Annotated in this window: 16 protein-coding genes; 6 read left to right on the forward strand and 10 right to left on the reverse strand. The window is 65.3% G+C overall.

Annotated features, from left to right (window positions below; translation table 11 throughout):
• Positions 1 to 41: 41 nt before the first annotated feature.
• The 4 genes from drmB to ACIBVQ_RS13635 are packed head-to-tail and all read right to left on the reverse strand — an operon-like array spanning position 42 to position 11671.
• Complete coding sequence (gene drmB, locus ACIBVQ_RS13620; protein WP_399177630.1) at positions 42 to 1916, reverse strand: DrmB family protein; 1875 nt, start codon at positions 1914 to 1916, stop codon at positions 42 to 44.
• Between the two features lie 2 nt (positions 1917 to 1918).
• Positions 1919 to 5119, reverse strand: a complete 3201-nt coding sequence (locus tag ACIBVQ_RS13625) for a helicase-related protein (RefSeq protein ID WP_399177632.1) — start codon at positions 5117 to 5119, stop codon at positions 1919 to 1921.
• The gene (locus ACIBVQ_RS13630; RefSeq protein ID WP_399177634.1) at positions 5103 to 6977 is read right to left on the reverse strand and encodes a UvrD-helicase domain-containing protein; all 1875 of its coding nucleotides are present in this window, start codon (positions 6975 to 6977) and stop codon (positions 5103 to 5105) included. Before ACIBVQ_RS13630 ends, ACIBVQ_RS13625 begins: the two co-directional genes overlap by 17 nt.
• The gene (locus ACIBVQ_RS13635) at positions 6974 to 11671 is read right to left on the reverse strand and encodes a DEAD/DEAH box helicase (protein WP_399177636.1); all 4698 of its coding nucleotides are present in this window, start codon (positions 11669 to 11671) and stop codon (positions 6974 to 6976) included. Before ACIBVQ_RS13635 ends, ACIBVQ_RS13630 begins: the two co-directional genes overlap by 4 nt.
• A gap of 450 nt (positions 11672 to 12121) precedes the next feature.
• Between ACIBVQ_RS13635 and ACIBVQ_RS13640 the strand changes: the two genes are divergently transcribed.
• The 5 genes from ACIBVQ_RS13640 to ACIBVQ_RS13660 are packed head-to-tail and all read left to right on the forward strand — an operon-like array spanning position 12122 to position 18083.
• Positions 12122 to 14212: a helix-turn-helix domain-containing protein gene (locus tag ACIBVQ_RS13640; protein ID WP_399177638.1), complete on the forward strand. Its 2091-nt coding sequence runs from the start codon at positions 12122 to 12124 to the stop codon at positions 14210 to 14212.
• 8 nt (positions 14213 to 14220) lie between these two features.
• Positions 14221 to 15141: a hypothetical protein gene (locus ACIBVQ_RS13645; RefSeq protein ID WP_399177640.1), complete on the forward strand. Its 921-nt coding sequence runs from the start codon at positions 14221 to 14223 to the stop codon at positions 15139 to 15141.
• Positions 15138 to 15971 carry a DUF6339 family protein gene (locus ACIBVQ_RS13650; RefSeq protein ID WP_399177642.1) on the forward strand — a complete coding sequence of 278 codons (834 nt, stop codon included), beginning with the start codon at positions 15138 to 15140 and terminating at the stop codon, positions 15969 to 15971. Before ACIBVQ_RS13645 ends, ACIBVQ_RS13650 begins: the two co-directional genes overlap by 4 nt.
• 59 nt (positions 15972 to 16030) lie before the next feature.
• On the forward strand, positions 16031 to 17008 hold the full coding sequence (locus ACIBVQ_RS13655) for a DNA cytosine methyltransferase (protein WP_399177644.1): 978 nt from the start codon (positions 16031 to 16033) through the stop codon (positions 17006 to 17008).
• Between the two features lie 10 nt (positions 17009 to 17018).
• Positions 17019 to 18083 carry a DNA cytosine methyltransferase gene (locus tag ACIBVQ_RS13660; protein ID WP_399177646.1) on the forward strand — a complete coding sequence of 355 codons (1065 nt, stop codon included), beginning with the start codon at positions 17019 to 17021 and terminating at the stop codon, positions 18081 to 18083.
• Between the two features lie 246 nt (positions 18084 to 18329).
• Here ACIBVQ_RS13660 and ACIBVQ_RS13665 read toward each other — a convergent pair whose 3' ends face one another.
• Together ACIBVQ_RS13665 and ACIBVQ_RS13670 are read right to left on the reverse strand one after the other, a co-directional pair.
• Complete coding sequence (locus ACIBVQ_RS13665; RefSeq protein ID WP_399177648.1) at positions 18330 to 19790, reverse strand: hypothetical protein; 1461 nt, start codon at positions 19788 to 19790, stop codon at positions 18330 to 18332.
• A 59-nt stretch (positions 19791 to 19849) separates the two neighbouring features.
• Positions 19850 to 20674, reverse strand: a complete 825-nt coding sequence (locus ACIBVQ_RS13670) for an NAD-dependent protein deacetylase (protein WP_399177650.1) — start codon at positions 20672 to 20674, stop codon at positions 19850 to 19852.
• Positions 20675 to 20931: 257 nt separating this feature from the next.
• On the opposite strand from ACIBVQ_RS13670, the gene ACIBVQ_RS13675 reads away from it, so the two are divergent.
• Positions 20932 to 21096, forward strand: a complete 165-nt coding sequence (locus ACIBVQ_RS13675) for a hypothetical protein (RefSeq protein ID WP_390038258.1) — start codon at positions 20932 to 20934, stop codon at positions 21094 to 21096.
• A gap of 54 nt (positions 21097 to 21150) precedes the next feature.
• Here the strand turns inward: ACIBVQ_RS13675 and ACIBVQ_RS13680 are convergent, their stop codons facing one another.
• The 4 genes from ACIBVQ_RS13680 to ACIBVQ_RS13695 all read right to left on the reverse strand — a co-directional run bounded on the left by ACIBVQ_RS13680 (position 21151) and on the right by ACIBVQ_RS13695 (position 26606).
• Entirely contained in the window at positions 21151 to 23040 is a 1890-nt protein-coding gene (locus tag ACIBVQ_RS13680; RefSeq protein ID WP_399177652.1) for an ABC transporter ATP-binding protein, read from the reverse strand.
• A 104-nt stretch (positions 23041 to 23144) separates the two neighbouring features.
• Positions 23145 to 24878, reverse strand: a complete 1734-nt coding sequence (locus ACIBVQ_RS13685; protein ID WP_399177654.1) for an ABC transporter ATP-binding protein — start codon at positions 24876 to 24878, stop codon at positions 23145 to 23147.
• Positions 24872 to 25552 (reverse strand): TetR family transcriptional regulator, encoded by a 681-nt coding sequence (locus ACIBVQ_RS13690; RefSeq protein ID WP_399177656.1) that lies wholly within the window; start codon positions 25550 to 25552, stop codon positions 24872 to 24874. Before ACIBVQ_RS13690 ends, ACIBVQ_RS13685 begins: the two co-directional genes overlap by 7 nt.
• 70 nt (positions 25553 to 25622) lie before the next feature.
• Positions 25623 to 26606 carry an NAD-dependent epimerase/dehydratase family protein gene (locus tag ACIBVQ_RS13695; protein ID WP_399177658.1) on the reverse strand — a complete coding sequence of 328 codons (984 nt, stop codon included), beginning with the start codon at positions 26604 to 26606 and terminating at the stop codon, positions 25623 to 25625.
• Positions 26607 to 26811: the final 205 nt, after the last annotated feature.

Genomic DNA, 26811 nt, shown 5'->3' on the forward strand with positions numbered 1-26811 from the left:
CCCTCCTCAAATCGACCCCTCGGTCCGAGAGGTCACGCTAGTCAGTTAGCCCGGTGGAAGAAACCGGTTGAAGGGTCTTCCGGTGTGCCGATCAGCATCGCGCGATCCAGGAAGACGTTGTTGGTTTCGCAGCTGGTCTCCGGCAGCAGTACGCAGGCATAGCAAGCCGCCAGGTTGAGGCTGTCGAGACCGTTGGCCTCGGCCTCCATGCAGGGTGGATCCTGCGAGCACCACTCGGTCCTGGCCAGGGCCGCTTCCACCGTTTCGTAGAGTTTGTGGTGTTCGCCCTGAGCGACGACACCGCCGAGCGAGCCCGCCGAGTCGCTGGTGGCGGTGTAGATCAGGATGCCGGCCATCTTGTCGTCAACATAGAGCCGTTCGCGTAGGGCCGCAGTCGGGTAACCGCAGTCGAGGCTCCATTCGTTGATGAGCACGTGAGCGAGGGTGTGGAGTAGAACGTAGCGCGCGGTCACCGGCGACTTGATGGAGGAAGGCGGCTGCGTACTTTCCGTCCTTTGGGCACGCTCGCGTAGAAGCGCAGTGTGGTTGGTCCAGATCCTGTGAGCCCGTCGTTCGGGACCGGTCCGTTGCTCCCACTCCTTCAGGACGTCTCCGTCGACTGCGAGGAAGACCCCCTCACCGCTGACTTCGATGGCGGGTAGCCATTCCATGGGCTTTTTGGCCATCGCCGATCGGCGTCTGTCTCCACTGGCCGGATCAGGGAGTTCCACTCGGGTGAAGGACTCCAGCGCCCTGACCTCGCGAAGTCGTTTGACGAGCATGGAACGCTTGAATCCGTAGGGCAGGGATGTTCCGTCTGCCGGAGCTTGGACGCACTCGAAGTTCTCCTCGCGGCCCACGTTGCCCGTGCCGTCGTGGAGATGGGCGTATTCCTCACGTCGCAGTTCGTTGGCCGACTCCAGCATGAGTTGCTCATCCGAGTCGGGAAGCGCGCTGGCCTCCAGCTCACGTCGCCGTCGGACGGCCGCCAGTACCGCTTCCGGGGCGAACCGGTCGTCGTCCACGACGTCGCTCTTCTCGATCATGCTGAGAATGATCTTGTCTGGCACATTGCCGTCGAGCAGCGCGTTCCACTCCTCGTAACGAGGATTGATCCGCTGCTGCAGGGTCTCTGACCAGGGGGGTATCGACAGCGCCGATCGGGTGATGCCGAACCAGGCAGCCGAGGCACCCCTCTGCAGGGTCCGCGGGACGGCGAGACAGCCCGGCTCGTTCGTGTCCCTGCCGAGCCAAGGGCGTCGTCCCTGGCACTTGATCCCCAACTCCTTCATGGCCGCGCGACCGAACGCGCCTTCCAACGAAGCTGGCCGCACTCCACAGGAGCATGTGATCACGACAGAGCGGAGAGACGCCGTCTGCCCGGTGCTGTCCAGCGTGAGCTCGTGCTTGACTTGATTGCTTCCTCCCTGAGCTCGCTCACTTTTCTTGTGCAACCACTCGAAGTAAGGAAAGTCATCCAGATGCCCGTTCTCGCAGGCGATCACGAATCGGGAGGGGGTCAACGGCTTGTCGCAGTCACCGCATTTGCTCTGCTCCGCCGGAGAGCCGAAGCGTTTGAAGCCCTGGAGCCTCTTGCACGAGCCGCAGGAGTACATCTCGGGGAACAGTCGGATCTTGATTCCGTCACCTGAGGGCGGCTCATCGGCCGGGGGCAGGTGAAACCTCTTGGCGTTGAGCCAGCGCTGGAGTCGAGGTTCCCAAATGACATCGGAGGGCCACACCCGCCAGCTGTCGATTCCACTGACAATGTACGACTGATCCTCAACCGCGATCATCGAACCGACGCCATAGGTGGTGATGGTCTGCGCCCGCCGGACCGCGCCCAGCGGCTTCTTGGTGACCTCGGCCTTGTTGTTCGCGCCGGCTTGCCGAGTACGCGTGCTACGAAGTCCCATTTTCATCGCTCCAGGTACAGGTCGGATTCGGCGTCAACGTCACGCAGACTCCACAGGGTGGGGACGGCCTCGGTGAGGTCGGTGTCGGTGTATGTGCAGAGCAATGCAGTGTCGGGATCGCGGCGCTGGTGTCGTCCGAACCTCGGCTTGGCCTCGTAAACCAGTTCCTCGTTGTCGTCGGCGAGTTGCGTCCACTTGGCGATGATGTCGTTCAAGTCCTTCTCGACCCCGGCTCGCTCGTGCTCGGCCACAAGCTTGACTCGACACAGGATCAGATCCTTGATCTCCTCAATCCGACTCATGTGTTTGCGTACGGTCGCCGCCGCGCTGTTGAACCGGAGTTCTGGGTAAATCAGCCTGGCCATGCCCACCAGCACCGCATGTAGCGCCCGGTCCCGGGCACGGGGAGAGAAGGGCGTGACACTGCTTGACTCGACCTGCCGGTAGAGCGCTGAGTGGTAGGGCACGAAGCTCTCGTAATGGGATCGGTCACGGGACCGATTCGCGTTGTAGAGCATGACGACGAGGCCCGGGTGCTGACGCCCGACCCGGCTACTCGACTGAATGTACTCGGCTGTAGTTTGGGGTTGGCCCATGATCGCCATCAGGCCGAGACGGTCCACGTCGACCCCGACGGAGATCATGTTGGTGGCGAGAACGGTGTCGAAAGTACGCTCATCCGGATACTTGATCTCCAGATCTTTCAACCGCGCTGGAATGTCACTGGACTTGACCCGACTGGTGAGCTCGGTGTTCTGGTCGGCTACCCGCGATTTCTGCTCATGTCGCTCGGCCAGCATCTTCAACCGGTCTTGGACGTCGTCGGCCACCTGCAGTTCGGCCGCGGCCAGGATACGGAGGCTACTGAAGTAACCCACCAGAGTCCAGTAAGCGTCCCGGACCGCATCCGGGCCCTCGATGTTCACGGCGTGATGAAGCAGCGCCGCGTATGCCCGGATCAGCAGGGTTGCCTGACTGAGGTTGGGGGTGAGTAGTCCAACGTAGTATCGCGAGGCCTTGTCCTTGGCGGGGGTCTCCACCGCGAACCAGGAGTCACGGGCGTCGAGGCCAGCTGGCGGGAATTGTGCGACGTCCCGGTTGAAGAGCCGATTGACCTGGTCTTTCGCGCGCCGAATGGTCGCAGTCGAGGCGATGACCTTGGGCTGCTCCGCGGCCCAGTCGATTGCAGTCTCGTAGAGGCCGGTGAGGCTACCGAGTGGTCCTGAAATCAGGTGAAGTTCGTCCTGGACGATCAGCTCCGGCGGAGGCGTTCCCGCTCGGTCCCGATTGAAGAGCGTGGCGACTTCGGGACGCCAGGTGACCTGGGCGAACTTGTCCACGGTCGCTATGACCAGTGTCGGTCGAACCACGTAGATCTTCTCGTCCACCACATGGACAGGGAGCTCGTTGTGGAATTCGCAGCCCAGATTGGCGCAGTAGATGCGCATTTTGGAGCCGGCGACATCCACCTCGTACTCGTCCGGCCCCATTGAGGTGCCACACCACGGGCAGAACTGGAGTTGGACCGGATTCTCCTTGTGCAGGTCTACGTTGTCGCGGAGCTTCCTGAGGCTCTCGGCAGCGTCCTTCAACTTGTTGGGCGTGGCCGCGGCGCCGACCCACATGCCGATGGAGATGGTCTCCTCTCCGAGTTCCTTCGGCCGTGCGTCACGAATACGCTCCATCGCGCAGATCAGGGTGGCGGCTCGTTCAAACTGTTGCAGAGTGAGCAGCCGGAGCGTGTAGCGCATGATCGCTGTCACGCCTCCTCCTCCCTCGCCCCTGCGAAGCCGGCGAAGGAAGATCGTGAAGGCGATGATGCCCAGGTAGGCCTCGGTCTTACCGCCACCGGTCGGGAACCACAGCAGATCCGCCTTCCCGCGATCCGAGTGGCCTGGATCGACGATGCCGTCCAGGCAAAGCAAAAGGAAGGCGATCTGGAAGGGGCGCCAGGCTCCCTCCTCGACCTTTGGAGATCCCTCGTTCCCCGCCTTGATCCAGTTGGTCCGTGCCCGTTGAGTCGCCATTGCCTCGTTGGCGTAGCGGAACGCGGTCATCGCCTGTGGATCGCGTCTCAAAGTCTCGATGCCGGAGACCATGCGGTCGCAGGCGATCTCACAAAGCCCGATCTGATCCCTTGCGGCCTGGGCGTACTCGGTGCCACCCAGTAGCCGGGACTCCTCGGCCCGCTCCGCGATCCACGCTCGGTAACCCGCGACCAGCCCCCTCAATCCGGCCAGGATCTCGTCCCCAGGCTTTCGTGCCAGATCGATCATGCGCAGTGCCGAACTGTCGATCTCCGGATTGGAGTCGGTGAGCAGCACCTCCTTGGTCGGGACGAACTCGCTCCAGATCGCCGCCACCCCGGCCGGGGCGCCCTTGAGGAGGGCGTCATCGCGCGGAGCCGGAGGAGTCCAGTGCCAGTCGGCCGCACACCCGTGGCCGACCGCGAAGTTGGGGGCGTAGCGGTAGAGCAGGCGATTGATCTTGATCTCTTCCTCGTCCGCGCCCACAGGGACAGGTCGCTCCACGAATGGCTCGGTACCCTCGGCTCCGGAAACATGGATCTTCGGCTGGAAGAAGGCGTAAGCATCCCAAATTCCTCCCGGCTCCATCTTGTGCGTGTTGACGAGCGCCACCGTGATGGACACCGCACCGTCCTTGGGCCTGCGCACCCGCACGCGCAGCTCCAACCCGGGTACTAAGGGATCGGGCTCCGGGGTTTCCCCGAACACGTCCACCGTGATCGGCTTCAAGTCAAGTCGGCGACGTCGCCAGCGAAGTGTCTGCTCCTGTGTGGCGCGGCGTTCGGCTCGCTGAGCCCTCACCGGGCGGCCGGACTCGTCCACCGGCTCGTACACACCGGCGGTGACCGTCACCGTGATCGTCGGTGAGATCTCCGGGTTCACTCCGAAGGTCAGCCCCATTGATGAGGGCGCCTGATTGTTGGCCAGAGACACTCCGATGTCCGGAATCTCATCCTTGACCTTGTTCTCCGAACCGAGGTCGATGTCACGTTCCACAGCTTCTTCGGACACCACCTCCCGATCCCGCCGCTGCGGGTAGAGCACGCCCGATGCGTAGGTGGTCGCCGGTGAGTCCTTGAGGATCTCGTCCTCGCCTCCCACCGGACCGACCGTGTCGAGCCTCAGCCGCTCGACCAGTTCGGCTCGGAAGGCGTAGTGTTCACGATGCTTCGACATCGACATCCTTCTTGTCCCAGGTGAAGGTGGACAGGCCGACGAGACGCGGTGCCAACCAGACACCGTGTGCGTTGAGCCCGGCCCGAACCCCCGCCGCCGCGTTTCCGGCAACGGTCTCCAATGTGTCGACGTGGACTCCGGAGATGAGGGCGGGGAAGTTCCGTGGAATGTAGTTTTTGCCGTTCTTCAGATGCGTGTAGAGGTCTTTGCGAAACTGCTCCGACGCCGTTCCAATCGACCTGCCGTTGTGCAGGACAAGATACGGCGGGCTCTCCAGAACCCCGATCGGCTCCGGAAAGAGCCGCTCCAGCTTCACGGCATCCCCCGGTTGCACGATTGTCGCCAGGTATTCCTGTAGCTCGACCGCATCGCCCTCGAAGTCGAGCGTGCCCGCCGGGTGCTCGGTGAGCACATCCCCGCCGTGTAGCTCCAGTCCCATCCGCATCCAGCCCTTGTAACCGGGCCGGGACCAACGGAGGGTGCGCCTGTCCACCTTGACGTATCGAAGAGCGGTGCCGTCCAGGCGGTAAAGCTCCTCACGCGGCCTGGTCATGGCCACGTAGAGCAGTCGGGCCTCCTCGGCCGCGTCTCGTTCGTCGCCGTTGCGCCCCTCTCGGATGGGGCCGGGGTCCAGTACGAGAACCCGGTCGAACTCCAGGCCCTTGGCCCGATGGAACGAGGAGACCACGAGTTTGGCTGGCTGCTGGGCGGTCAACTCGTCGGGCAGTCGACCGGCGGCGATGGCTGTACGCACGGCGGACAGATCCAGCAGCCGATCCGAGCCGCTGCCCCGGGCGGTGCGCCGGAGCAGTCGCCAAAGCCGATCAGCATCGGGACCTCCGACCAGTTCGCCGAATCTTTCCCTGGTCAAGGTGGAGGAGTCATTCTTGGCCAGCAACCGGCCCAGCCAGGCCGGGGCGGCTCGATCTCGGGCCGAACGCTGTAGGCGGTGCGGCACTTCGACGGCATGAAGCATCTCGGAGACGAGCAGCGCTTGGCCGTTCGTTCGGCACAGGATCGCCGCGGTCCCATCGTGGCCGGTCAGCGCGTCTGCGGCCAGTTTGTCGAAATCCCCGAAGTCCAGAACGCCGCCGAGTACGTCACGCAGACCGTCGTACAGCTTCTCGCCTTCCACGTTGCCGGACTCCGAAAGCTTCCGGAGCCGAGGCCCGAACCTGAGAGCGACCTTGGCGTCCTCGGTTCTGGCGCGGAAGTTCTCGGTCAACTCCAGCTCGGTCAGCTCCTCTCCGAAGGCGACACGAAGCCATTCGAAGAACCGATTGGTTTCCGCCTTCCGCTCCTGAGAGTTCCGGACGGTGAAACCGTAGACAGACTGGGCAGGATCACCGACAACGGTGAACCCACAGTCGTACCGGTCGAGCAGGGCCTCCACCAGGTCACGGCGATCCCCGACGAGATCCTGGACCTCGTCGATGACCACATGGCGAAGACCGTGTTCGTACAGTTCGTCGGACTTTCCGGAGTCCACCACGTCTCTCGCGCCCACGATCCGTGAGTCGAACGACCTGCCGCCCCACCCTCCCATCGCGTCGACCTGTGTGAGCACGTCGAGAGCCCAGGAGTCGAAGGTCTGCACCTGGACGAACCGAGCGGCGTCGCCGTATTGGGAGAGCCTGTTCCTGAGTTCGCGTACGGCTGCGCGGGAGAAGGTGAGCATCAGGATCTCCCCGGCGCTCAAGTCCTCCTCGGCCACCAGCCGGTCCAGGCGCCGGATCAGGGTATGGGTCTTGCCCGCACCGGCCCCTGCCGTAACCAGGACCCGAGCCTCGGCGGGCTGCTCGACGACAGCCCGCTGCTCGGCGGTAAGTGGAGGGGAGTCCTGATAGGCATCACTCACTTGTTGCTCCAGAGATATTCGAACTGAGTGAAGGCCAGCTGACGGTCGTAGTTGACGATGTTGTCGGCGACGTCGAGGATCAGGCAGGTTTCCTTGCCCCGGTTCTTCGGGCCACGAAGACCACGGCCGATCATCTGCTGGTAGACGTTCGGGCTGTAGGTCGGACGGGCCACGATGACCACCTCGGTGGCCGGGGCATCGAAGCCCTGTGCCAAGACGGCGTAGTTGGTCAGAACGCGGATCTGCTTGCGCCGGAACTGCTCGATCAGGGATCGCCTGCTGGAGTCCGGGGTCCCGGAGTCGATCGCGGCCGACCTGATACCCCGGTCGTTGAGCTTCGCCGCCATGAACTTGGCGTGGTTGACGGAGGTGGCGAAGAGCAGCACCGGACTGTCCTTCGGGAGCGCCTCGATCTCCCGCACGAGCATCTCGTTACGCGCGCTGTCACGCGCCAGTTTCTCCTCCACGGTGGAGGGAAGCCGGGCGCCCTCGAAGGCGATGGTCTGGCGGAGGTCCTCGTCGGAGAGGGTGAGCGTCATGCCTTTCAGCTGACGGTGATCCACGCGGGCCAGCACGCCGAACTCCTGGAGTTCGGCGTACGCGTCCCCGGTCGGGAAGATCCCCTCGTCCAGGCGGTTTCCGCCGTACCGGTCCACCAACCGGTTGGTCTCAACCTCGTTGAACCCTCGGTACGGCGTGGCTGTCAGGCCGATCAACGGGCGGCTGGTCTCACGGAAGGTCAGCCCCATGGACGTCAGGAGCCTGGTGTAGCGTGGCGTGATGGACGCGTGCGCCTCATCGATGATGACCAATGCCGGATCCCGCAGCCACGCGTACTCGGGTGAGTCCAGGCAGGCCTCCAGCTTGGCGTCCGTGGCCACCACCAGCTGAGCGCTGTCCTTGACGGGAGCAGCCTCCCGCGTGGACCAGAGCCGATTGATGGTGAGTTGCTGCTCGGGACCGACCTTGGACCAGACGAACGCCCAGCTCTGAACCGCCTGCTCACACAGCTCCTCATTCTGGGCGATCCACAGGACCGGCCGACCGTTCAGGCCTCGTTCCTTGATCACCCGAATGACGGCTTCGGCCGCCACGCGGGTCTTGCCCGCGCCAGTGGGGAGGCAGAGCATCGCACGCGGCGCGTCGTACTTGGTCAGCAGTTCGACCGCCTTCCGTGCCAGCCGTTCCTGGTAGTCGTGGAGACGCGGGAAGTCGGACGGGCCGTCGATCTTCTCCATCGGGGGCGGCGTCTCGGCCTTCGTTCCTGCATACTCGCCGGGAAAACGCAGGTCGTTCACGACCTGCACGGCTTTGGTCTCGCCGCGGAAGCCTGTGGCCAACTGCGGAAACGCTGCTTCGATGTCCTTGCGATACACCCGTAGCACGTCGGTCAGGTAGGCGTTGTGCGCCAACTCGGCGATCCGACGTTCATCAGCGGGCTTTTGCCTCTCGGCCTCCTCGCTTTCCAAAAGCCCCTCGGGCAGCCCCCGCCGTAGAGCCTCGGCACCGACCAGCAGCAGGAGCTTGTCGGCGATGTCCTCTGCTTCGCGGACCTGCCGGATGCGCGCATTGTCACGTTCCTGTTCCCGTCGGTCGAGTACGGCCTGGCAGTTCGCCGAGCCGAGCGCGAGCTTCAACGCGCGGTCGACCGCGTTGAGAACCGCGAGGTCGTCTCCCGGTGTCCTGATGAGAACCTTTCGCTCTCCGGGCATGACCGCCACCGGGATCGACTGGGTCCGCATACCACTCGGCGTTCGAATGATCTCCTCCAGCTCGTCGCACCGAACTGTGGACCACCCGTCCAACTGCGACCGCCGCAACACCTTCAGATACGGAAACTCCTCCAGGACGACGACGGGTTCCGACTGGCCGGCGGACCTGACGTCCTTCTGGATCGCCTCCGCCGGGGAGAGCATTCCCCAGGCTTCCCGCATGGTCTCGGCCAAGGAGTCGGTCGGCACCAGAAGTGCCGGTACCCGCTCTCTGATCAGGGTTTCGTACTCGGACCGCACCGCGGTCACCGCGATGTCCTTGTCCTCAACGTCGCTGCGCCATTCGCCACCCACACGGCATCGGGTCATCGCGCCTTCGGGAAAGGCGGTGCCGACCTCGAATATCAAGGCGTAGACCTTTCCGGGGAAACCGTCGTCGGTGGACGCGGAGGCCTCCTCGACCAAATCGGCCCAGGTCTGTTCCCGTAGGTCCTCCAACCTGTACGGCAGCGCCAGCATCGCGGCAACCCCGGGCGGTACGTCGGCGACGGGGAGGACGTTCCCGTGAGGTTTCAACTCGGGAGCGACGCTGTCGATCACCCTCCGCAGGCCTCGTGACGTCTGGGCGTAGCCGTACTTACGGGCCAGCCACCGCAACGGTGACGGAACCGGCCGACGGCTCGCCAGCCCCTTGTTCCCCGGCTGCATGGTCCAGTTCGACACGGTGGATCCGGCGGGGATGGCCTTGAGAAAGGCCGCCCTCCCCTCCTGGGACAACGACGTGAACAGATGCAGATGTCCAGGTAGAGCGGCTCCCTCGAAATGCATCTTGGCCAGAGTCGGACGAGCCTCATTGGCCGGGAGCCTGGCGACGTACTGTTTCCAGTACGCCTCGCGGTACTCCTCAAACCAGCTCTCCCCTTCAGGGGACACGTTGGCGGAGGGCGCGTCCTGAAGGCCGAGAGCCGTGAGGATCGCCCGTTCGTCTCGGTGGAAACCCATGTCCGCGGACAGCGCCGCGTCCCGTGATCCGTCGGCGGGGACGACTCGTCCAGGCAGGAAACAGTCCCGAATTCGCCGAAACTTCCCTGCCAGGGTCTTGATCTTGATCTCTCTGGTCGCGTCGATTTCGCGACCCTCGAAGGCCGCCCGCACTCCACCATGCCCCGCCAGCTTGGCCAAGTCCCAGAAGGCCACCCAGTCCTGGTCGGTGTAGCCAGCGAATCCACGTTCCACGACTGACGCGAACCGCCCCACGTGGTGGGCCTCGTGGATACCGAGCGAATCCAGAGCCCGCATGACGGGCTCCTGGCCAACGTAGACGCGTTCGTCGACATAGGTGGTGTTGTCCGCGAGTCCGTCAGCGGTGGAGCGACGAAAAACCGAGTTCGACGGCGTGACCAGGTCGCGGCTCTCCATGAGCACGATGCGCGCCCGTAGGGCGTCTTTGGCCAGAGGGTGTTGGGAGTGCTTCATGTCGGCAGCGATCAAGATCGCTCGTGCGGATGCCTCCGGGGAACGGTCGGAGACCAGGGCTTCCAACCACTCCTTCGCCGTCGCCGGCTCGACCCCCCTCGCGTTCCCCAGGATCAGGTTCACACCGTCTCGCCGGTGCCGAGCCTTGTCGACGGAGTGATGAATCCACTCGGCCGGCCTTCCGGAGTACTCTCGCCACAACTGGAGCCACTCTTGCTGAAGGTCGGCCGGGTGAACGCGGACCGTTCCCGGCGTACCGAAGTCTCCATCCTGATTCGGGAGCGTCGGGCGGCTGCCGGACAACTTCCAGATTTTGGCGACAAGGTCTGTAGCCGCCCACTGCGGTTCCTCGCGGCCTCGGGCGGGGGCGAAGTCCAAAAACGCACCCGGGTCTCCAGGACGGGCCAGCAGCGGAAAAGAGGAGACAACCAGCTCCGCAGCCTCGGTGATCAGCTCCTCGTTGAACCCGTTGCTCGCGTAGAGGTTCTGCCGATCCTCGCTCGTCTTCCATGGCGCGTTGATGATGCCGCGAAGCGTCGTGGTGTAGTTGGTCGGGAAATAGGCCCAAAACTCCCCACGCCCCGGGACCCGCCCCTCGACGTCGGGTACGGCCCATGCGAGATCGATCTCGGGACGATCGTGAAGCTCGCCCGCGTTGGCCAGAGCCGTGGACGAGGGGCGATAGACCCTGGTGAAGACACGCCAGGCTTCGTTCTCCTCCTTCACTTCGACTCCACCCACCGTCAACACCTTCTGGAGCTTTCGGCGATCACCGTTGATCTGCTGGAAGACCTGACGCCTGGCCACCTGACCGGACAGGCGCTTCTCCAAGGTGACCGTTCCGACGTGCGGCGAGAACAGGGAGAACTCCGCCGGGAACCTGTCGATGTCCTGAGCAAGTCGTTTGACGACGCCCGACTTGAGCGAAAGCCGCACCACCGTGGTGGCCCAGCTCAGCAGTTCCTTGAGTACGGGGTCGGTGGCGGCGTGTCGATCCCGGTCCAGAGGGCGAGCCATCCGCAGGACAGGCGTCTCCATCGTCCGAGCCAACGGCTGAACCCTCCTGATCTCCTGCTCCGACCAGTCCTTGTCGAATCCGAAGCTCTTGTCGTCCTCCCGACTGAAGAACTCCGGGTGATCCGTGACGCTCAGGACCGACTTGACGCCGACACCGAACCGGCCGATCTGACCACCACGCTTGCGTGAAACCCCCATGCTGAGAATGGTGTCCACGCCTTCGGAGGTGATGGGGCTTCCCTGGTTGGCGCAGTAAAGGTGGGTGTCGGTGAGGACGACGGCGATCTCTCCGTCCGGGTCGTTCCTCAACTCGTCGGCACCGTTCTGGACGAGCTCGTAGATCTGACGGTCGCCGTAACCGCCCTCGGCGATACGTCGTTCCCCGTTGGCGTGTTCCTCAATGAGACGCGGAGAGATCGCGTAGACCTCAAGGATCTCCGCGGATCCACTGAGGACGGCCTTGAGCACGGTGGGGTTGTCGCTGCTCACAGCAGTCAGCTCCTGATGATCGAAATGATCTTAAGAGAAGGTGGGGCTCGATCGTGAAAGCTATTCGCGTACGCCAAGGACGGCTCCGGGGCGCGTTCGCGGCCACCGGTTGCCGGAGAATGACAAAATAGGGCTTTTGATTAAACTGGCAGGTGGGGGGTGGGAAGATTTGGGGGCGCAATTCGCCCCTTGGGGAGAGTCTTTGCGTTGACCCATCCTGGAGTGAGGGAAACTCTGTCACAGCTCTCCCTCGTATGCAAGGAAGGGGTGAGAATTCCTGGTTTTTACCTATGGATCGGACATTTCGCCATAAGTGCCGCAAAAATGCCTCGCGCGATGTTGAACCACCCCAAGTCATATAGGAGTTGGCATTGGAGTGGTGATGTCAACCATCGTTAAACGGTAGCCTGGGGTGTCAAACGAGCCCCGTCTCACCTGGAGAATCGCACGATGACGCAGGATGGCACCCCTCGGGACGCCGAGGCGTTCGGAGCCTGGCTGGGCAGACAGCTACGACGTAAGGGCATGAGCCAGTCAGACCTGGCCGCAGCCCTCGACGTGACCCGAGCCGCCGTCTCAGCCTGGATCACCGGGCGTGCTATGCCCAGGATCGACAAGATCCACCAGATCGAGGAGATACTTGACCTTGCTTCCGGGGCCTCCGTCACCCGGGACGAGGTGCCCGAGTCCAGCGGCTACGTTTCCTGGCATCACCGCCTCGCTCACCCTGACGGTGGTCGGGAACTCGGCAACGCGGCGGCCTTCGCCTTCGACGCCTCGCTCGCGATCACCGCCAGAGAGGCGACCCAGAACAGTTTGGATGAGCGCTGGGACCGCACCCGGCCGGTCAGGGTCCGCTTCACTCTTCATGAGATCTCTGGCGAACGGCTACGTCGGCTCCAGGAAGCCATTCTCTGGGATGAACTGGCCCCCCACATAGAGGCGGCTGGCGATGCCAAACACAAGGTCGGCAGAACCCTTGCTGACGGGCTCCGGGAACTACGTGAGACCGGCAAGCTTCTCCTGCTCCGCATCGACGACTACAACGCCAATGGGCTCACCGGTCCCGAATACGACGACGGTCGGTTCGCCGCGGTGGTCCGTCGGCAACTCGAAAGTCGCAAGTCCGATGTGGCGGCCAGTGGTTCCTTCGGCTTGGGCAAGGCCACCATCTGGGGAGCCAGCCGCTTCGGCCTGGTCATCGTCAACAGCGCGCTTTCCGAGCCCTTCGAGGGGTTGCGGGAGCGTCGTGTGATCGGTCGGATCGATCTGCCCTGGCACGAGCTCGGTGGAGTTGGCTATGCGGGCCCCGCCTGGTTGGGGGCCAAGGATCCCCAGAGGGAATCGGCTGCCAAGTCGTGGTGGGCGGGGGAGCGCATCATCGAGGAACTTCACCTCAACCGACACAGTTCCGACCCCGGCACCAGTTTCCTCATCGTCGGCGCTCACGACCCGTCCGGAGAGGCGACAACCTTGGAGGAACTGCACCAGGTCCTTGTGCACGGACTGGTCACCGACTTCTGGGCCTCCATGGTTGCGGGGAGCGGACGATCACCCATGCTCGAAGTGTCGGTCAGGGCCTTAAAAGACGATCAGGAGGTCGTGGCCGAGGAACGAGTCGATCCTCATGTCCACACGCCGGCCAGGGCGCGGGCCGTACGGACCTTCCTTGACCGAACCACCGTGCAACAACTCACCAAAGCCGACGACGTCGTTGAGCTGACGGTTCCACTGACCGTTCCTCCGCTCAAAACGGAGATCGGTGGCAGCCCGACGGAGCATCACGCGGTGCTGTTGGTGACACCTGCGGTTGAGAGCGATGAGACATCGAACCGCCTGATCGGAATGCGGGGGACCAGAATGACTGTCTTGACCCGCCCCGTGACCGGGGTCGCGTTGGGGGCGACCGAGTTCCAGGCGGTACTTCTGGCCGGGACGGCCACCGAGTCCGGCCTGGCTGCCGACGAGGTGGCTGAGGCGTTCCTTCGCGCGGCCGAGCCGCCCGAGCACAACGACTGGAAGTCGACCGAAGACCTGACCTCGACCTACGCGCGTGGCGCGGTCACCAGGTTGAAGGAGTTCCGCAAGGCGATCCTCGCCACGGTCCGGGCGGCCGTAAAGCCCGCCGAGCCGGTGGAACGGAGCAGTATTCCGTCAGTTCTGCGGGACCTGACCGATCTCGATCCCACCCCCGGCCCCCGAGCCAAAGGCTACCCCACCGTCAGAAGCGCGACTGGTGAGGTCGACAAAGACGGCGCCTGGCGAATCCGAGTCGAGATCAAGTTGCCGGAGCGTGAAGATCCATGGGTGCTCCGTCCGTTGTTGCGCTTCGCAACCCGTTCCGGCCCCAAACCCGAGGCCCGATGGGCCACGCTGTCGGCCGAGTCGAACTGTGAGGTCAGTGACGACGTGTTGCTCTGCGCGCCGAGGGAACGCACCGCGGTCTTCACCGGAGTGAGTGACGTGGCGGGCCACCCGGCGGCGGGCAACATGCTTATCGCCGAGGTGGACCTGGTCCAGGCCAAGGATGGTGGCCGATGAGGCGAGTCATGCCTTACCCGGTGTTGGTCGGAGAGGTCACCATGACCGTTCGTGAGGTTCGACTCGATGACGTGATTCTGCCGTACGACGTGACCTCCGAGCAGAACCGGTCCATCGGGCTCCACTCGCATGACGACGGGCGCTGGTCTGTCGCGCGGCTCTCGCTGCTGGTCAACGCGCCGAAACATGAGCTGGACGCCAACCCCTGGTACAGCGTGGCCTTCCTGGCCACGGCTTTGGAACGCGGCACCAACACGCAGACAACGGTCAAGCTTATGATGGGTCAGCCAGGTGAGTGGACCGGCGAGATCAAACTTCACCGCGACGACCACATCGGTCGGGTTCTCCTTTCCGGTCAACTCGTGGCGACCGTGGACAACGTGCCGGGCCGGGTGATCGCGACCGTAGACCGGCCCTGGACCGTTGACCTTCGTGTTCGCGCGGAGTCTCGGAAGGAGTCCGTCGAAACCCGATGGACCAGCTTCGCCGACGATCCCGATCTGGCCTGGTGCCGAAACGACCCTTGGACGATCACCGCTACCGACGCTGCAGCGACACTGCACCTGAACAGCGGCTTCGATGGGTTGCGCGCCGTGCTCGAAAGCGACAAAACTGTGGATCGTCCTGTACGGGAGGCACTGGCGGCCCAGATCGCGGCCAGTATGTGGACGGCGCTGTTCAACGATGCGGCCCATCACGTGGACGGCTCCGAATGGCCAGACGGCTGGCGCGGGCTTGTACTACGCCGCATGCTTCCCGATCTGTTCCCCGACCACTCCCCGGAGGACGCACTTCGGGAGATCGTCAATCAAGGGACGGGGCCCGTTCAAGCCCGCGTACTGCACGCTGCGGCAAAACAGGCGAAGCTGCCGCGCAACCTGGGGGGAATGATTCGATCGCTGCAGAAAATCGAGCCAGAGGAAGAATGAGCACGACACTGGGATTGTTACCCGACGAATCGGCTGCGCGGTTCTTGACAGCGGGAGTTCTGGAGAACAACGAACCATTGCCGTTCTCCGCGATCGACAGGGCCTCCGAACCTTCACAGCGAGATGCAGAACCGGTCCGACAGCTCATAGACGAGGCCCTGAAACGCTTTACTCCGGTCGAGCGGACCGCCGCCGATGCCTGGTTGGCACCCGTTCTGCATGCGACGCTCCGACTGACACGCCGCGAGGCTTCGGATTCACGGCTCTGGAATCATCTAGCCATACGGCTCGCGCCGGATTATGTCTATTGGCGACACCTGAGCCGAGGAAATCCGCCAACGGTGTCGCGGGTCAGATTCTCCGGTCCATTCCACTCCCAGGCGTTTTCCAGGCTGTGGTGGGCGGCGGAGCTTTTCCGCGACGGATCGGACTATGAGCCGGTCCTGGTCGCCTGCGGCAACCAGGACGTGCTGAACACCGTTCTGCGCCTGGAGGTGATCCTTCACCGTCCCACCGCACAGGCGATCATTAAATTGTTGAGAACGGGCTTCATCCACACGGGCCGACAGGTCAACGCGCTGGCTCAGGCTGTGAACACCGTCGGCAGCACGATCTCCTATGAGGCACTGGCTCCAGACAGCCTTCGTGACCACGACACGTACCGGGACTGGATCGAGGAGTTGGAGGGCGTTCTGGTGCCTTATGATTCCTTGCCGGCCGGCCCGTCGGACGGCAAGGTGCGGGCTGGCTCCGTAGAGGCCCTGGTCACGCTCTACAAGCAGATGTTTACGGAGAGTCCGGGCAATGAAGGAATTCCGGCACAGCTCTGAGGCTTTGTCTCATCGAGAAAGTCTTATATCGCAGACGAACTTAAATAGAAGTGAGGAGCATGGGCGGACGATTCACCAGCCTGGAGATCGGGGCCGGAGTCGGCGGGCAGGCTCTCGGCCTGGAACGGGCCGGATTCGATCCCGTGGTGGTGATCGACAATGATGCGCACGCCTGCCGTACCCTTCGCTCCAACCGGCCCGGCTGGCAGGTCCTTGAGCTCGATTTCAAAGAGTTCGTCGGCGCCGAGTACGGAGTCGACACCGTAGACCTCCTCTCCGGAGGTCTGCCCTCGCAGCCCTACTCGGTCGCGGGGAAACAAGAAGGGGCTGAGGATCGTCGCGACCTGCTCAGGCCGGCAATCTGGCTCGCCACTGAGTTGCAGCCGCGCGCCATACTGCTGGAGACCACGCCCTCGCTACTCATGCCCAAGTTCATCGACGTCCGGCAAAATGTTGAGGAGGAACTAAAGCATCTGGAGTATGTCTGGTCGTGGACGGTATTGGACGCCCAGAACTTTGGAGTTCCCCAGACTCGGAAGAGCTGCCTGCTCGTGGCAATGAGACCGGATGACTTCGTCTTTTTTGAGTGGCCCTCGCCCGGATCGGACGCTGGAGCAACCGTGGGTGAAGCGCTGAAAGAGTCGATGGCGAGTAGAGGCTGGCCCTTCTCGGATGCCTGGGCCTCACGAGCCACTCGGGTCGCCCCTACGATCGTTGGTGGATCGAAGAAACACGGCGGTGCCGACCTTGGGCCCACGAGAACCAAACGACAGTGGATGGAACTGGCGGTCAACGGTCACGGTATCGGCAACGACGTGCCCCCGCCCGATTTCGAGTTCGACCCGTCACTTGGGCGGGACGGGGTGCCCAAACTGACGGTTGACCAGGTGATGCTGCTACAGGGCCTGCCAGCTGACTGGACCGTTACCGGCGGCAAAACCGCACGCTATAAGCAGGTCGCCCAGGCGGTTCCACCCCCGCTGGCCGAGGCTGTCGGCAAACAGATCGCTGCCGCACTGGAGCGCGGGTCTCGATAAGGTGACGCTCATGACCTCCGGCACCACCAGTGACTACCGCATCATTGACCTCTTCGCCGGTCCCGGCGGCTTGGACGTGGCGGCGCGCTGGCTTGGTATACCAACCGCCGGTATCGAGATCGACGATCAGGCCTGCGCCACCCGAAAAGCCGCTGGTCTTGAAACCTGGCAGGGTGATGTTCGTGATTTTGGTCCTAAGGACTTTCCCGACGCCAATGTTCTCGTAGGAGGGCCGCCCTGCCAGACCTACACCGTCGCCGGGTCCGGTACGGGCCGTCACAACCTTGACAAGGTGCTCGACTTCGCCCGTCGGATGGCGGCCGGCGAGAACATAAGGCGTGAGCTCGACGAGATGCCGGATGTGCGCACCGGTCTGGTGCTGGAACCGCTGCGTTGGGCGTTGGATGCAGTCGATCTGGAACGCCCGTATGACGTGATCGTGCTGGAGCAGGTGCCCGCTGTCATCCAGATCTGGGAGGCCATGGCGAAGATCCTCCGAGCCAACGGATACGGAGTCGCCACTGGCGTGCTTCACACCGAGCAGTTCGGGGTGCCGCAAACACGTCGCCGTGCCGTACTGATCGCTCGCTGGAACACGACCGAGGTCGCCCTTCCCCAACCCACCCACCGGCTGTATCGGAAGGGCGTTGCCCAGACGGAGGGTGACGCCATGCTGAAGCCCTGGGTGTCCATGGGAGAGGTGGTACGCCGAGGCCGACCGTTCACCGTCATATCGAACTACGGCACCGGCGGAGACCCCAAGGAGAGAGGAAAGCGACGCCACACCACACCGTCGGCCACCGTCACGGGGAAGATCTCACGAAACAGGGTGGACGAAGGAGATGGGGGCTGTTCGCGCTTCACCGATCCCGAAGCCGGGTTACTCCAAACCTTCCCGGCTGACTTTCCATGGAACGGCACAGGCATCGCCCAACAGATCGGCAATGCCGTGCCTCCGTTGTTTGCCCTTCATGTCTTGGACGCAGCACTCCAACTGGACACGGACCTCGACGCGTGGTCCGCAGCGAACCTGCCGCCGTGGAACGCCGATCCCTTGCCTGGGGTCACGTCATGAAACCTGCGGTGGAGATTTTGAGAGAGATGCCCTTCGGCGTGGGAGGACAGAAGCTCTTGACGCTGCCATCGTCCTTTTTAAGGAACAGGCCAACCATTTGGCCGACAGCGAATGTTCCCATATCGAGTATGACTTCGTAGTCGAAGGTTCCTGGAGTCGTTCCGCTCCTTTGGCTCGTTATTGATTTCCAGGTGTGGACTCCCGTGTGGAAGTGTTATATCTTTTAGGATTATTTCTTGGCCTTCTTCAGGAGTAATTACGATAGATCACCGGCTTCCCTTCCTTGCCGGGGAAGACCATGATCAATAGCTGGACGGTGGCGGCTGGGGTTTCGGTGTTTTCCTCTACCGCTTCGCGGCCGCGGATGTGGACTCGGACCCGGTAATCCCCCGGGCCCGCGACCGCGAGGTTGGGCATGCGTTTGCCGTCGCTGTCCACGAGGGACAGGGTGCCCTTGGCGGTTCGGTAGCTCACCTCGACGACCTGTTCCCAGCCCCGGGTCTCCACCGGAGGACGGCGGAGGTAGGCCTCGCCCGTCACGCACGCGTCCCCGGCCTCGTCGGCGACCCATACCTTCAACGTGCCGAGGCCGCCGCTGACCAGGTCGGCGACCATCTCGCCGGCGCGTCTGCCCTCGTCCCACGCGTGGATGTACCAGAACTCGGTCCCCATGACGGCCCTGGCCCACCGTACCGGCCTGGTCTTCGGACGGTGACGGGGGTGAGCGCCGCAGCGCCGGTCCGCTGCGGCGGTGTAGGCGTCGTTCTCGGCCTTTCTGCGCCGGTCCTCTTCCTCGGCCGCCTGGGCCACGACCGAACACCGCTCCGCCAACGTCCCCGTCGGCGACGGACGGTCCGTCATCCGGCTCATCGCCTTCTCCGCGGCGGGGGAGCTGTTCCGTACGGCCGGCTCACACAGCCGGTCACCGTACGCGAGGAGTTCGCGGTTCGGCATGCCCTCCCCGTATTCGCCTTCCCGGATCGCGCACAGAAAGTCCCGGTCGGGACCTTCGTCGGATCCGGCGCAGTCGGATCCCTGGGGGCCGGTCGCGGTGTCGGTCGTCACGCACAGGACGATCGGCGCGGCGAGCACGAGGGCGATTCCCGCACGGGCGAGGCGGCCACGCCGAGCTCCCAAGGCGCGTTGGGCTCCCAAGGCGCGTTGGGCTCCCAAGGCGCGTTGGGCTCCCAAGGCGCGTTGGGCTCCCAAGGCGCGCGAGGCTCTCGGGGTGCGCAGGGCGAGCAGGATCAGAACGGCGGGGATCAGGGCGTAGAGCTGTATCGCGGTGTTCCAGCCCGTTATCTCCGATGGGCCCCAGATCTCGGCGCATGCCGGATCTCTCGACACGTCGAGCATGAGCAGCAGCGGGGAGGGCAGGTTGCGGACAACCAGCAGTGCGACGGTCAGGTAGGGCAGGACGCGCCCGAGGCGGGGACGACCGAACCGCCGGGCCAGCAGGAGGCCTCCCCAGGAGAGCGCGATCAGCGGAGCGGCGCCGTACCCCATGAGGGGGAGATCCCGGATGGGGTACAGCAGGGCCTGCGCCTCGGTGCCGAGCTCATAGCCCGCGCACGGACGGGCTACGACAAGGCTGGAATAGCCACCCCCTGACCGGTAGGACAGTGCCTCCACGATCCAGAACCAGGCGGAGGGAACCGTCGCGGTCAGGACTGCCGCCGCCCAGAGGGCTGTTGATCGTTTGGACACGGGACGGAAGGTTAACAAGCTTCTCCGACAAGCCCATTTATGCTGATAAATCCGTCGTTTTAGGTCAAGGACTGGACGAGTTCCGGGAGGATCGTGCCCAAGGGGGCGTTGAGGGTGAAAGTGGCGTAGGGGTCGCCTCGGGTCTCGCCCTGGTTGACGATCACCACGGGGATGCCGAGCCTGGCGGCGTGCAGGACGAACCGGCGGCCCGACAGCACCGTCAGCGACGACCCGAGAACCAGCAGCAGGCGTGCCTTCGCCACGAGGGCGTAGCACGTGCGCACCCGGTCCGCGGGGACGCTCTCCCCGAAGAAGACGACGTCGGGCTTGAGCGTTCCCCCGCCGCACGCCAGGCACCCGACCACCCGGAACCCGCTGACCTCGGCGTCGTCCAGGTCGACGTCGCCGTCCGGGTTGATCGTGGTGGTCTGGAAACCGAAAGAGGGGTTCGCCTGCCGGAGGCGATGGTTCAGCTCCTCGCGCGGGGTCGAGTCGCCACAGTCGAGGCAAATCACCTGGTGCAGGCTGCCGTGCAGTTCGACGACCTCCTGGGCGCCGCCCGCCTGGTGCAGGCCGTCGACGTTCTGCGTCATGATGCCGGTCACCAGGCCCTGCCGCTGCAGGCGCGCGACCGCGTGATGGCCGTCGTTCGGCGCGGCCTGGGTCATCGTCCGCCAGCCGACGTGGCTGCGGGCCCAGTAACGCCGCCTGGCCGCCTCACTGCCCATGAAGGTCTGGTAGGTCATGGGGGTGTGCCGGCTCAGTGAGCCCTGCGGACCTCGATAGTCGGGGATGCCTGACTCCGTGGACATCCCCGCCCCGCTCAGGACGACGACGCCCCCCTCGCCCAGCAACTCTGCCAGCCTGTTCCTGCCCTCGTTCACTCTTCCATGGTGCCTCACCGGGCACGCCGTACAGGCCCGGCGTCAGAGACGATCGATCTTGGCTCGCGACGGCCTACCCTGGGCGTATGGCCCACGCGAAGACATCCTTTGTCTGTCTGCCTTGCCGTGCCTCGTACAAGCAGCCTTACCCCGGCCCTGGTCACCGGGACCGGCCCTGCCCGCGCTGTGCCACGGCGCTGATCCATGTCGGTTCCGCCTTCGCGGCCCCACGACGGCGGGACAGGGAGGCCTGGCGGGTGCTCTCGTTGTTGCTGCACTCGGGCGTCCGCTTCCACAAGAGCTGTTGTGGCGGCCCGGGCTACCGTCCGCGTACGCTCAGCGAAGCACGTGCACGGATGGCGTACGCCCGTACGAGCGGAGAGCCGTTCGCCAAGGCTCTGACGCGCTACGAACTGCCCTGACGAAGCACCGGGGCGGCGGGCGGAACGCCCGCCGCCCCGGTGCTTCCGGTGGGATCAGGTGGCCGGGGCCTCGCTTTCCACGGCGGTCAGGGCGCCGGCGAACTGGGCCGAGTAGAGGCGGTGGTAGGCGCCTGCGGTGGTGAGGAGTTCCTCGTGGGTGCCCTGTTCGACGATGCTGCCCGCCTCCATCACCAGGATCAGGTCCGCGTCACGGATGGTGGACAGGCGGTGGGCGATGACGAAGCTGGTGCGGTCGGAGCGCAGCGCGGCCATGGCGTGCTGGACCAGGACCTCGGTGCGGGTGTCCACCGCGCTGGTCGCCTCGTCGAGGATCAGCAGGGACGGGTCGGCCAGGAAGGCGCGGGCGATGGTCAGCAGCTGCCGTTCACCGGCGCTGATGTTGCCCCCCTCCTCGTCGATCACGGTGTCGTAGCCGTCGGGCAGGGAGCGGACGAACCGGTCGACGTAGGTGGCCCGCGCGGCGGCCTGGATCTGCTCCTCGGTCGCCCCGGGGTTGCCGTAGGCGATGTTCTCCCTGATGGTCCCGCCGAACAGCCAGGTGTCCTGGAGCACCATGCCGACGTGGGAGCGCAGGTCGTCCCGGCGCATCGCGGTGATGTCCACCCCGTCGAGGGTGATGCGGCCCGCCTCCAGCTCGTAGAAGCGCATGACCAGGTTGACGAGGGTGGTCTTGCCCGCGCCGGTCGGGCCGACGATCGCGACCGTGTGCCCGGGTTCGGCCACCAGCGACAGGTCCTCGATGAGGGGCCGCTCCGCCTCGTAGCGGAAGGACACGTGCTCGAACTCGACGCGGCCACGCCGTACGGTCGGCGGCACCGGGTCGGCCGGGTCGGGGGTCTGCTCCTCGGCGTCGAGCAGCTCGAAGACCCGCTCGGCCGAGGCGACCCCGGACTGCAGCAGGTTGGTCATGGAGGCGACCTGGGTGAGTGGCTGGGTGAACTGCCGGGAGTACTGGATGAAGGCCTGCACGTCGCCCAGGCTCATCGCCCCGGTGGCGACCCGCAGGCCGCCGACGACCGCGATGGCGACGTAGTTGAGGTTCCCGACGAACATCATCGTCGGCATGATGATGCCGGAGATGAACTGGGCGCCGAAGCTGGCCTTGAACAGCTCCTCGTTCCTGGTGCGGAACACCTCCTCGACCTCGGGGCCCCGGCCGAACACCTTCACCAGCTCGTGGCCGGTGAAGGCCTCCTCGATGTGGGCGTTCAGGGTGCCGGTGTGCGTCCACTGCGCGACGAACAGCTTCTGCGAGCGCTTCATGATCTGCCCGGTGAGGATCGTCGAGACCGGGATGGTCACCAGGGCGATCAGCGCGAGCAGCGGCGAGATCACGAACATCATCACCAGCACGCCGACCACGGTCAGCAGCGCGGTCAGCAACTGGCTCAACGTCTGCTGCAGGGTTTGGGAGACGTTGTCGATGTCGTTGGTGACCCGGCTGAGCAGTTCGCCGCGTGGCTGGCCGTCGAAGAAGCGCAGGGGGAGCCGGTTCAGCTTGTCCTCGACGTCGGAGCGCAGCCGGAACACGGTCCGCTGCACCACGTCGTTGAGCAGGTAGCCCTGCAGCCAGCCGAAGACCGACGCCGCGACGTAGAGTGCCAGCGCCCAGGACAAAGCCGTGGCCAGCGCGCCGAAGTCGATGCCCTGACCGGGGACGACGTCCATCCCGGAGAGCAGGGCGGCGAAGTTCTCGTTGCCCGAGGCACGGGCGCTCTGGACGGCCTGTTCCGTGGTCGTCCCGGCGGGCAGGTTCCTGCCGATCACGCCGCTGAAGATCAGGTCCGTGGCCTGGCCGAGGATCTTGGGGCCGATGACGCCGAAGACCACGCTGATCACGGCCAGGCCGATCACCGCGACGATCCGCGCGCGTTCCGGGGCCAGGCGCCGTATCAGCCGGCGCATGGAGGGCCCGAAGTTCATCGACTTCTCCACCGGCATCCCCCCGCCGCCGAATGGGCCGCGGCCGAAGGGGCCGCCTCCCGCCGGGGGGCGCGGACGCGCGGTCGTCATGGGCCGGTTGCCGCTCATGCCGCCCTCTCTTCGGTGAGCTGGGATTCGACGATCTCGACGTAGGTCGGGCAGGAGGCGAGCAGTTCGTCGTGGGTGCCCCTGCCGACGACCACGCCGTCGTCGAGGACGACGATCTGGTCGGCGTCGGCGATGGTGGAGACCCGCTGGCCGACGATGACGACGGCGGCGTCGGCGGTGCGCGGGCGCAGGGCGGCGCGCAGCCGGGCGTCGGTCGTCAGGTCGAGAGCGGAGAAGGAGTCGTCGAACAGGTAGATCTCGGGCTTGCTGACCAGCGCCCTGGCGATCGAGAGGCGCTGGCGCTGACCTCCGGAGACGTTCGTGCCGCCCTGGGTGATGGGCGCGTCGAGCCCCTCGGGCATCGCCTCGACGAAGTCACGGGCCTGGGCGACCTCAAGCGCCTCCCACAGCTCCTCCTCGGTCGCCTCGGGGTTGCCGTAGCGCAGGTTGTCGGCGACGGTGCCGGTGAACAGGTACGGCTTCTGCGGCACCAGGCCGATGCGTGCCCAGAGCATCGCGGGGTCGAGGTCGCGCACGTCGACGCCGTCGACCAGTACGGTGCCCGCGGTGGCGTCGAAGAGGCGGGGGACGAGGGAGATCAGCGTCGTCTTGCCCGACCCGGTGCTGCCGATGACGGCGGTCGTCTGCCCGGCGGTGACGCGGAAGGAGACGCCGGACAGGACCGGGGCCGCGGCGCCCGGGTAGCGGAACTCGACGTCACGCAGTTCGAGCTCGGCGCGGGTGCGCACCTGCCGTACGGGGTCGGCGGGCGGGGGAACCGAGGAGTCGGTCCGCAGCACCTCGCCGATGCGCTCGGCGCAGACCGCGGCGCGCGGGATCATGATCGAGATGAAGGTGGCCATCATCATGGAGCCGAGGATCTGGATCAGATACATGAGGAAGGCGGTGAGCGCGCCGACCTGCATCTCCCCGCTGTCCACGCGGAAGGCGCCGAACCAGAGCACGGCGACGCTGGAGGCGTTGAGGATCAACATGACGACGGGGAAGATGAGCGCGGTCAGCCGTCCGACGCTCAGCGCGGTCGAGGTCAGCGCGTCGTTCGCCTCGGCGAAGCGCCGGGTCTCCTCACGCTCCCTGACGAAGGCGCGCACGACGCGGATGCCGGACAGCTGCTCGCGCAGCACCCGGTTGACCTCGTCGATCCTGGTCTGCATGGCGCGGAACTGGGGGACCATCCGGGAGACGAGCAGGCCGATCGAGACCAGCAGCACCGGGACGCAGACCAGCATCAGCCAGGACAGGCCGACGTCCTGCCGCAGCGCCATGATGACGCCGCCGACGCACATGATCGGTGCGGCGACCAGCATGGTGCAGGTCATCATCACCAGCATCTGGACCTGCTGGACGTCGTTGGTGGTGCGGGTGATCAGCGAGGGGGCGCCGAAGTGGGCGAGCTCCCTGCTGGAGAAGCCGTTCACCCGGTGGAAGACGGCCGCCCTGACGTCCCGGCCGAAGCCCATGGCCGCGCGGGCTCCGAAGTAGACCGCGGCGATCGAGCAGGCGATCTGCACCAGGGACACGGCCAGCATCCAGGCGCCCGCGGTGAGGATGTAACCGGTGTCGCCGGTGGCGACGCCCCGGTCGATGATGTCGGCGTTCAGGCTGGGCAGGTACAGCGAGGTGATGGTGCTGACCAGTTGCAGTACGACGACGGCGATGAGGGTCGAGGTGTAGGGCCGCAGGTGGGTGCGCAGCAGGCGGCTCAGCATTGGGGGTCTCCACGTGGGGTCTCGTGGTCCGGGGTCTCCGGAGGGAGGAGATGGTCGTCGTCGTGCCGTCGGCGGACGCCGTCCAGCAGCATGGAGACGATCTCCGCGGGAGGTAGGGGGTCGTCCTCGACGAGCTTGGGGTGGCTGCCGGCGACGGTCAGCAGTTGCAGGCGGCGCGCCGCCTCAGGGGCGGTGCAGCGCAGCAGGTCGCGGTCGGGGACGATCAGGTTGACGATCGCCTGCCTGATGGCGGCGTGCGGGTCGCAGTCCTCCTCGCCGCGCTCGGCTCTGCCCTCACGGGCGATCCGGGTCACCCCTTCGGCGCCGAGCGCGTCCACCAGCCGGAAGACGTGCGTCGTGTGGTGCTGCAGGATCTCGACGGCGGCGACGAGCCGCGCCCGCAGCGGGGCCGTACGGTCGACGGCCGTCAGGTCGCGGATCAGCGGCGTGGAGTCGATGGCGCTGATGATGGCCGCCTTGACCAGCTCGTCCTTGGTGGCGAAGACACGGAAGATCGTGCCTTCCGCCACCCCGGCGGCCTGGGCGATCTGCCGGGTGCTGACGTCGGGACCCTCGGCGAGGATGAGCGCGAGAGTGGAGGCGATGAGCGCGGCACGCCGCTCGTCCGGCGGGAGCGGCGAGGCGCGGGAGGAGGATGGAGAGGTAGAGATCACGCGAATCACCCTATATGAGTGAGTGACTCACTCACTCATATTTATTGGGCGTTGACCGGACGGGAAGGCGTCAGTGGGAGTGCCACTTGGCCAGGAGTTCGGCCTCCCGCTCCCGGGTGATCGTGATCTCGGTGGAGAAGGCGGCCTCGGCGGCGCGGATCTCCCGCACCGAACGGCCGAGCGGACGCGGATCGAGTCCCGCGGCGTGGGCCGCCGCCGGGTCGGCGGTGTTGGCCGTCATCCACTCGTCGCCCTCCGACCACAGCGGCAGGGAGGCGCCGTTCTCCCCCTCGGAGAACAGGAAGTCCGCGCCGACCCAGGTCAGGGTCGTTCCGGGCGGCCCGACCTCGGCCAGGATCGCCTCCAGCATGTCGCCGAAGGAGTACGGCGGCGCCGGGCTGACCGCGTGGAAGACCGTGGGAGCGGCGGGGTCGAGCGGCCGGTCGAGCAGGGTGACGATCCAGGAGGCCAGGTCGCGCGCGTCGATCACCTGGATCGGGTCCGCGGGGTCGCCGGGCGCCAGGATCTCACCGCCTTCGGCGATCCGGTTCACCCAGTAGGTGAAGCGTCCGGTGTGGTCGTGGGGGCCGATCACATAGGTCGGCCGTACGACCAGTGTGTTCCGGCCGAACCTGGCGGCGGCGGTCCGCTCGCACAGCGCCTTCAGCGCGCCGTACGTCTCGTTGGTCACCTCGGTGGGGACCGGGCCGTCGATCTCGGCCAGCGGTGAGTCCTCGGCGAAGCCGGGGGCGGGGGGCGGGGTGTAGACGGAGGTGCTGGAGATGAGCAGGTAGCGCCCGGTGGACAGCGTGTCGGCGAGGAGGTCGACCTGCGTGGGCAGGTAGGCGCTGACGTCGATCGTCGCGTCCCACGTCCTGTCGCGCAGGATCGACAGGTCGGTGTTGCGGTCGGCCGTCAGGTGCTCGGCCTCGGGGAACAGGTCGGCTCCGGTCCTTCCCCGGTGCAGCAGGGAGATCTCGTGCCCGGCCGCGAGGGCCGCCTCGGTGATGTGCCGTCCGACGAACCTGGTTCCACCGATGATCAAAATTCGCATGGCCATAATTTTGTCGTATATGTCGGCTGTGTGGTGGGGAAAATTCCCGAGTGTTCCCGCAGGGATGGTCGATAACATGAAATGTCGGAAAAAGGCAGGTAGGGAGCTTTTGTGATGTCTTTTGGCGGTCGTCGGCTTCGCTGAGAAAGGCGGCAGGGGGTACGTTGGACGGTACCCCTTCCCTACTTCAGGATCATCGCCATGG

It is taken from the genome of Streptosporangium sp. NPDC049376 (assembly GCF_044466505.1).
Classification (GTDB): domain Bacteria; phylum Actinomycetota; class Actinomycetes; order Streptosporangiales; family Streptosporangiaceae; genus Streptosporangium.